At 68.2% G+C, this 5,801-nt stretch carries 7 protein-coding genes; 4 read left to right on the top strand and 3 right to left on the bottom strand.

The genetic code is table 11. The features are described 5' to 3' along the window. The first annotated feature begins 290 nt into the window (after positions 1–290). The gene (locus tag AB0M65_RS39945; protein WP_364040558.1) at positions 291–932 is read left to right on the top strand and encodes an SDR family oxidoreductase; all 642 of its coding nucleotides are present in this window, start codon (positions 291–293) and stop codon (positions 930–932) included. Here AB0M65_RS39945 and AB0M65_RS39940 read toward each other — a convergent pair. Then, positions 925–1,386, bottom strand: a complete 462-nt coding sequence (locus AB0M65_RS39940) for a CGNR zinc finger domain-containing protein (RefSeq protein ID WP_364040555.1) — start codon at positions 1,384–1,386, stop codon at positions 925–927. The two genes, AB0M65_RS39945 and AB0M65_RS39940, sit on opposite strands and share 8 nt — an antisense overlap. Before the next feature lie 210 nt (positions 1,387–1,596). Between AB0M65_RS39940 and erm the strand changes: the two genes are divergently transcribed. Beyond that, positions 1,597–2,400, top strand: coding sequence for a 23S ribosomal RNA methyltransferase Erm (erm, locus tag AB0M65_RS39935; RefSeq protein ID WP_364040552.1), 804 nt, complete (start codon positions 1,597–1,599; stop codon positions 2,398–2,400). Here erm and AB0M65_RS39930 read toward each other — a convergent pair. After that, a complete protein-coding gene (locus AB0M65_RS39930; protein ID WP_364040549.1) occupies positions 2,303–3,226 on the bottom strand; it encodes an EamA family transporter in 924 nt (307 codons plus the stop codon). The genes erm and AB0M65_RS39930 overlap by 98 nt on opposite strands. Before the next feature lie 87 nt (positions 3,227–3,313). Here AB0M65_RS39930 and AB0M65_RS39925 point away from each other — a divergent pair, with 87 nt between their 5' ends. After that, complete coding sequence (locus tag AB0M65_RS39925) at positions 3,314–4,252, top strand: LysR family transcriptional regulator (RefSeq protein WP_364040546.1); 939 nt, start codon at positions 3,314–3,316, stop codon at positions 4,250–4,252. Here the strand turns inward: AB0M65_RS39925 and AB0M65_RS39920 are convergent. Continuing rightward, entirely contained in the window at positions 4,209–4,814 is a 606-nt protein-coding gene (locus tag AB0M65_RS39920; protein WP_364040543.1) for a TetR/AcrR family transcriptional regulator, read from the bottom strand. The genes AB0M65_RS39925 and AB0M65_RS39920 overlap by 44 nt on opposite strands. A gap of 58 nt (positions 4,815–4,872) precedes the next feature. Between AB0M65_RS39920 and AB0M65_RS39915 the strand changes: the two genes are divergently transcribed. Continuing rightward, positions 4,873–5,499: a peroxiredoxin-like family protein gene (locus AB0M65_RS39915; protein ID WP_364040540.1), complete on the top strand. Its 627-nt coding sequence runs from the start codon at positions 4,873–4,875 to the stop codon at positions 5,497–5,499. The last annotated feature ends 302 nt before the right edge of the window (positions 5,500–5,801 follow it).

Below are 5,801 nucleotides of genomic sequence, written 5' to 3'. Positions count from 1 at the left end.
GCGTGAAGGCCCCCTTCCCTCGGCCATGGTTTTGAGTGACCAGCCGAGGGAAGGGGTCCTTCACGCGCCGCCGTGGTGACTGGTGGTGCTGTGGGGGCTCGTGACGGCCTTCCGGGACGGGTGAGGGGAACTTTGAGGGACTTTGGGTCCCTCAAGGAGCCCTCCAAGGACCGGCCGCTATCCGGCTCACCCGCCGTAGGTACCTAAAACACCGTTCGTTAGAACGACCCAAAACACTCACGACCCCGGTGACCAGGCACTCGCCGCCGCTTTCGGGCAGACTCGATGTCATGCGGGTCACAGTGCTGGGTGCTTCGGGGCGTACGGGGATTCACGTGGTCCGGCTTCTGCGGGGACGCGGGCATCAGGTGCGGGCGGGCCTGCGCAGCAGTCGCCGCGCGGAGGAGGTCGCCGGGCTCGGTGCCGAGACCGTCGTCGCGGACGTCACGGCCGACGCGGACGACCTCGTCGAGGCGCTCAACGGGGCCGAGGTCGTGATCAGCGCGATCGGCGCGCCCGATCCGGATCCGGCGTCGGTCAATCTCGTCGATCGTGACGGCGTGATCACCGCGATCCGCGCCGCGGAGAAGGCGGGGGTGTCGCGGTTCGTGCAGCTTTCCGCGCAGTTCGCGGATTCGCCGGATCAGGGCGACCGCCTGGTGCGCTCGATCCTGCTGGCGAAGCAGATCTCCGACAGTGTTCTCCGTCGTTCCAGTTTGAACTGGACGATCGTCCGCCCCGGCAGGCTCACCGACGACCAGCCGACCGGGCACGTCAAGATCGCCGGTCACCTCGAAGCGGGCAGTGTCTCCCGCGCCGACGTCGCCGCCGTCATGGTCGCCACGCTCGACGAGTCGCTCACCGAGAACCAGGGGTTCGACGTCATCGGCGGCGACATCCCGATCCCGTCGGCGTTGTCCTCGTTCAGCTGAGCGCTTTCTTCCGCTCCCGCGACGCCCGCAGGTTCGCGACGTTCCCGCAGGTCCGCACGTCGTGCCAGACGCCACTGTTGTTCCGCGAGACGTCGTAGAACGCCGAACGGCAGCCGTCGAGCCGGCACAGTTTCAGCCGCTGCCAGATCCCGGACTGCTGTGCGAGCAACGTCTCCGTCCACAGCGCCGACGTGAGCCACTGCCGCCCGGTGCCCGACGGGAACAGCCGGACGACGCCGTCTCGCAGGACCAGGTCCGCCTTCGCGGGCTTCACGGCCGACGCGTCGCCGTCGTCGACGAGCGCGACGAACGACTCGCGAAGGTCGCGAAGGGCCGGTAAGTCGCCCGCGCCCAGCATGATTTCCGGCACGTCTGGGAGAAGGGCGAGAGCGAGGTACTCACCGACGAGCTCACCCGCCGGGTCAAGTCGGCGTTGTCCGGCCCGGTCGAGCACCTCGGCACCAGCCGGATCGGCGCGTAGAAAACCGTTGGCGTGAGATTGCCGCGCCGAGGTAGTTTCGCCGCCATGTGTGCCCCCGCCTTCACCAGGATCCGCCGCGCCTAGCGGCGGATCCTGCGTATAGAGCAAGGAACCGCCGCCCGAGCGAGTCATCGCCGGGCAGGCTTCACGCTGCCCGGCTCACCTCGAAGCCGCGGAGATCCCTTGCGCACACAGCGTCCTGGCCGTCATGAACTCGGCCAGAATTTCCTCATCGACCAGAAGATCATCGACGTCGTCGTCGGGCTCGTCGCCGACACCGGCGGGCCCATCATCGAGATCGGCGCGGGCGACGGCGCGCTGACCCTGCCACTGCACCGGCTGGGCAGGCCACTGACCGCCGTCGAACTCGACGGTCGCCGTGCCGCCCGGCTGGCGAGCCGCGTCCCGCCGCCGACGGAGATCGTCAACGCGGACTTCTTGCACCACACCCTGCCGTCGGCGCCGCATGTGCTGGCAGGCAACCTGCCCTTCCATCTGACCACCGCGATGCTGCGCCACGTCCTGCACGCGCCCGGCTGGACCGACGCCGTCCTCCTCGTGCAGTGGGAGGTCGCCCGCCGCCGCGCGGGCGTCGGCGGCGCGACCATGATGACCGCGCAGTGGTGGCCGTGGTTCGAATTCCGCCTGGTCACCAGGGTTCCCGCCGGCGCGTTCTTCCCAAAGCCCGGCGTCGACGGCGGTGTGCTGACCATGACCCGCCGGACGCGTCCGCTCGTCGAGCACGCGGATCGCGACCGCTATCAGGCGTTCGTCCAGCGGGTCTTCACCGGCCGAGGCCGGGGGATCGACGAAATCCTCGCCGCCCCTCGCGAGACGCGGCGCCGGCTCCGGGAGGAGGGCGTCCCGCCGACGGCGTTGCCCAAGAGCCTCACCGCACCCCAGTGGGCTGAGGTGTTTCGGCTTCAGCGAGGAAGTCCGGCTCGCGCGCGCGGCGTTTCGTCGAACCGAACAGCACGCCGCCGATGACGACGGCCGCCGCGATCACTTCGAGCAGGGACGGCCGCTCGTCGAGGACGAAGAACGCCATCGACAGCCCGACCACCGGCACCAGCAGGGAGAACGGCGCGACCACACCCGCCGGGTTGCGGCGCATCAGCGACGTCCAGATCCCGGAGCCGGCGATCGTGCCGAACACCACGACGTAGGCGAGCCCGCCGAGGCCGATCAGCCCGGTCGAGGTGCCCAGCGTGCTCAGCGAGCGGCCGATCTCACCGGGCCCCTCCATGAACAGCGACAGCGCGAACATCGGCAGGGGCGGCACCACGGACATCCACAGTACGAAGTTCAGCGGGTTGTCCGGTGCCGCCTTTCGCGTGCTCAGGTTGCCGAACGCCCAGCTCAGCGCGCCGAGCAGGGTCAGGATCACCGGCAGCAGGGCGGCGTTCCCCGCCTGCTGCCAGGCGATCGTCACCATTCCGGCGACGGCGAGCAGGATCCCGGCCAGCTGCCGCCCGGAGACGCGCTCCCGCAGGAAGAACGCGCCGAGCAGGACGGTGAACGGGGCCGACGCCTGCAGGACGAGCGACGCCAGCCCGGTCGGCATGCCGATGTCCATCGCGATGAACAGGAAGATGAACTGCCCGGTGCCGAAGCCCAGCCCGTAGCCGAGCAGATGGCGGATCTTCACCTTCGGCCACGGCACGAACAGGATCGTCGGGATCGCGATGACCGCGAACCGCAGGCCGCCGGCGAACACCGGCGGAAACTGCCCGAGGGTGGCGTGGATGGCGAGGAAGTTGCAGCCCCAGAGGACGACGACGAGCAGGGCGAGCAGACGATCGCGGACGGGCATACCGTCACTCTTACGGGGTAATTCCTTGAAGGACCAGCGAGAATATTTGCAGCGACTGTTCAGTTTCGCTTCACATATGCTGGCGACATGGACATCGGCCGGTTGCGGACCCTGCGTGAGTTCGCCGATCGCGGCAGTGTGACGGCGGCCGCGAAAGCCTTGCACTGCACCCCTTCCGCGGTTTCGCAGCAGCTGCGGGCGTTGCAGAGTGACGTCGGTCTCTCGCTGACCGAACCGGCGGGCCGGGGCCTCCGGCTGACCGACGCGGGCCGCGCGCTGGTCGCCCGCGCCGACGACGTACTCGCCGCACTCGACCGCGCGGAGTCCGAATTGGACACCTACCGGAGCGCACCACGCGGCCGGGTCCGGATGGCGATCTTCCAGTCGGCCGGGTTGATGCTGTTACCCGGCTTGCTGCACCGGACGGCGGAATTCGAGGGGCTGGACGTCATCGTGCGCGATATCGACATGACGCCGCCGGACGTGCCAGGCCTCGTCGCGGACTACGACATCGTGGTGGCGCACCGGGACGAGCACGCGCCGCCGCTCGGCTCGGAACGGCTGGAGTCGCGGCACCTGCTGCGTGAACCACTCGACGTCGCGCTCCCGGCGGGCCACCGGCTCGCGAAAAGGCGCCGCATCGAACTCGCCGAACTGGCCGATGAACGCTGGATCAGCGTCAACGCCGGATTCCCGGTCGACGACATCCTCCAGTCGCTGATCATCCGCACCGGCGTGCGGCCGCAGATCGTCCAGCGCATCAACGATTTCCGCATCACCGAACGGCTTGTCGCCGCCGGGCACGGGATCGCGTTGCTGCCCCGGTACACAATGGACACTCGACGGGGCAGCGGCCTGGTCTGCCGTCCGCTGGCCGGGATCAAGGCGGCGCGGCATGTCGAAGCGGTCTGCCGGCTGGGTGCGTCTTCGCGGCCCGCGGTGGCGAAGGTGCTCGACGCACTCGCCGACGAGGTCGCCGCGCTCACCCGCGAGCGTGACTCTTCAGGTGGTCCAGCGCGAGTTTGAGCGCGTCGGCGATCGGGGTGATGTCGTGCCGGAGGTGCCCCATCAGCAGGCCGCCCTGTACGCAGGCCATCGCGGTCTGCGCGAGTCTGGCCGGGTCGGCGTCGTCGGCCAGCTTTCCTTTTTCCTGCAAGGACTTCAGGCCCTTTTCGAGATGTGATTCCCACTCGCGATAGGCGTTGTCGAGCAGTGGCGCGATCTTCGGGTCGTCCCCGAGTTCGCCGGTGAGGTTGCCGAGCGGGCAGGCGATCGGCCCCTTCGGCGTGCTCTGGATGGCCAGGATCTCCCGCGTCCACTGCTCGAAGTCGGCCCACTCGCGCAGTGCGAAAATGGTCGGCTGGTTGCCGAGGATTTCGTCGAGGTAGCGCTTGATCACCGCCTCGACGAGCTGATCCTTGTTCTTGAAGTAGTGGTACATCTGCGATTTTCCGGCCCCGCTCGCCGCGAGCACCTTGTCGACGCTCGTTCCGGCGACGCCGTTGACGTACATCAGCTCCGCCGCCGCGTCGACGATCGCTTCCCGGGTCAGGCGTCCGCGCGAGGTCTTCGCCGGTTGACCGTCCATGTACCGGATAGTACAGTCGGCCGGACTGTACCGATCAGTACAACTCAAGGAGTCGAAAATGGGGGATCTCAACACCGGCCTCGCCCAGCTGCGGGGCGACGTCGCGAGCCATGTGCCGGCAGAGATCGCGGAGGTGCTCAAGGCCGATCGCGAAAAGTTCGTCGATGTGGTCGCCGAGACCGCCGCCAAACCGGGCACGGTGATGCCGGACTTCACGCTCCCGGACGCGACCGGCACCCGGGTTTCAGTCGCGGAAGGCCCCGCCGTCGTGGTGTTCTACCGCGGCGCGTGGTGCCCGTACTGCAACCTGGCGCTGCGCACGTATCAGCGGGAAATTTTGCCGGAGCTGGAGAAACTGGGGGTGAAGCTGATCGCGATCAGCCCGCAGCTGCCAGACGATTCGCTGTCCACGAAGGACCTCGAATTCACCGTGCTTTCCGACGTCGGCAACGAACTCGGGCGCGCGCTCGGCATCACGTTCCGCCTGGCCCCGGAGACGAAACCGGCGTTCGACACGCTCATCGGCGACGTCGAGAAGATCAACGGCGAGGCGGACTGGGAGCTGCCGTACCCGACCGTCCTGGTAGTGGACCGCGACCGCGTCATCCGCTACATCGACGTACACCCGGACTACACCACCCGCACCGACCCTGCCGACGTCCTTGCCGCCGTGAAGACCCTCTAGCCAGCGCGCGTCCAGCCGGCGCACACGCGTGCTTGAAGGGCGATCATGCGTGCTTGAAGGGCGATCATGCGTGCTGGAAGGGCGATCACGCCGAGGCCGGATCGCGCCGTGTCTTCCGGCTTCAAGCACGCGAGTTCCGGCTTCAAGCACGCATGATCCGCCTTCCAGCACGCATGATCGCCCTTCAAGCACGCGTGGGGAAGGACGTGAAGGCCCCCTTCCCTGCGCCTAGCGCAGGGCCCCGGCAAAGTCGGTGTGGGCCTGGATGAGGGCAGGCACGGTCTCTGGTTGATCATGTGGTG

This window comes from Amycolatopsis sp. NPDC051071 (assembly GCF_040682875.1).
GTDB lineage: Bacteria > Actinomycetota > Actinomycetes > Mycobacteriales > Pseudonocardiaceae > Amycolatopsis.
Note: the sequence above shows the minus strand (reverse complement) of the source record. Positions and strands in the feature narration are given on the sequence as shown.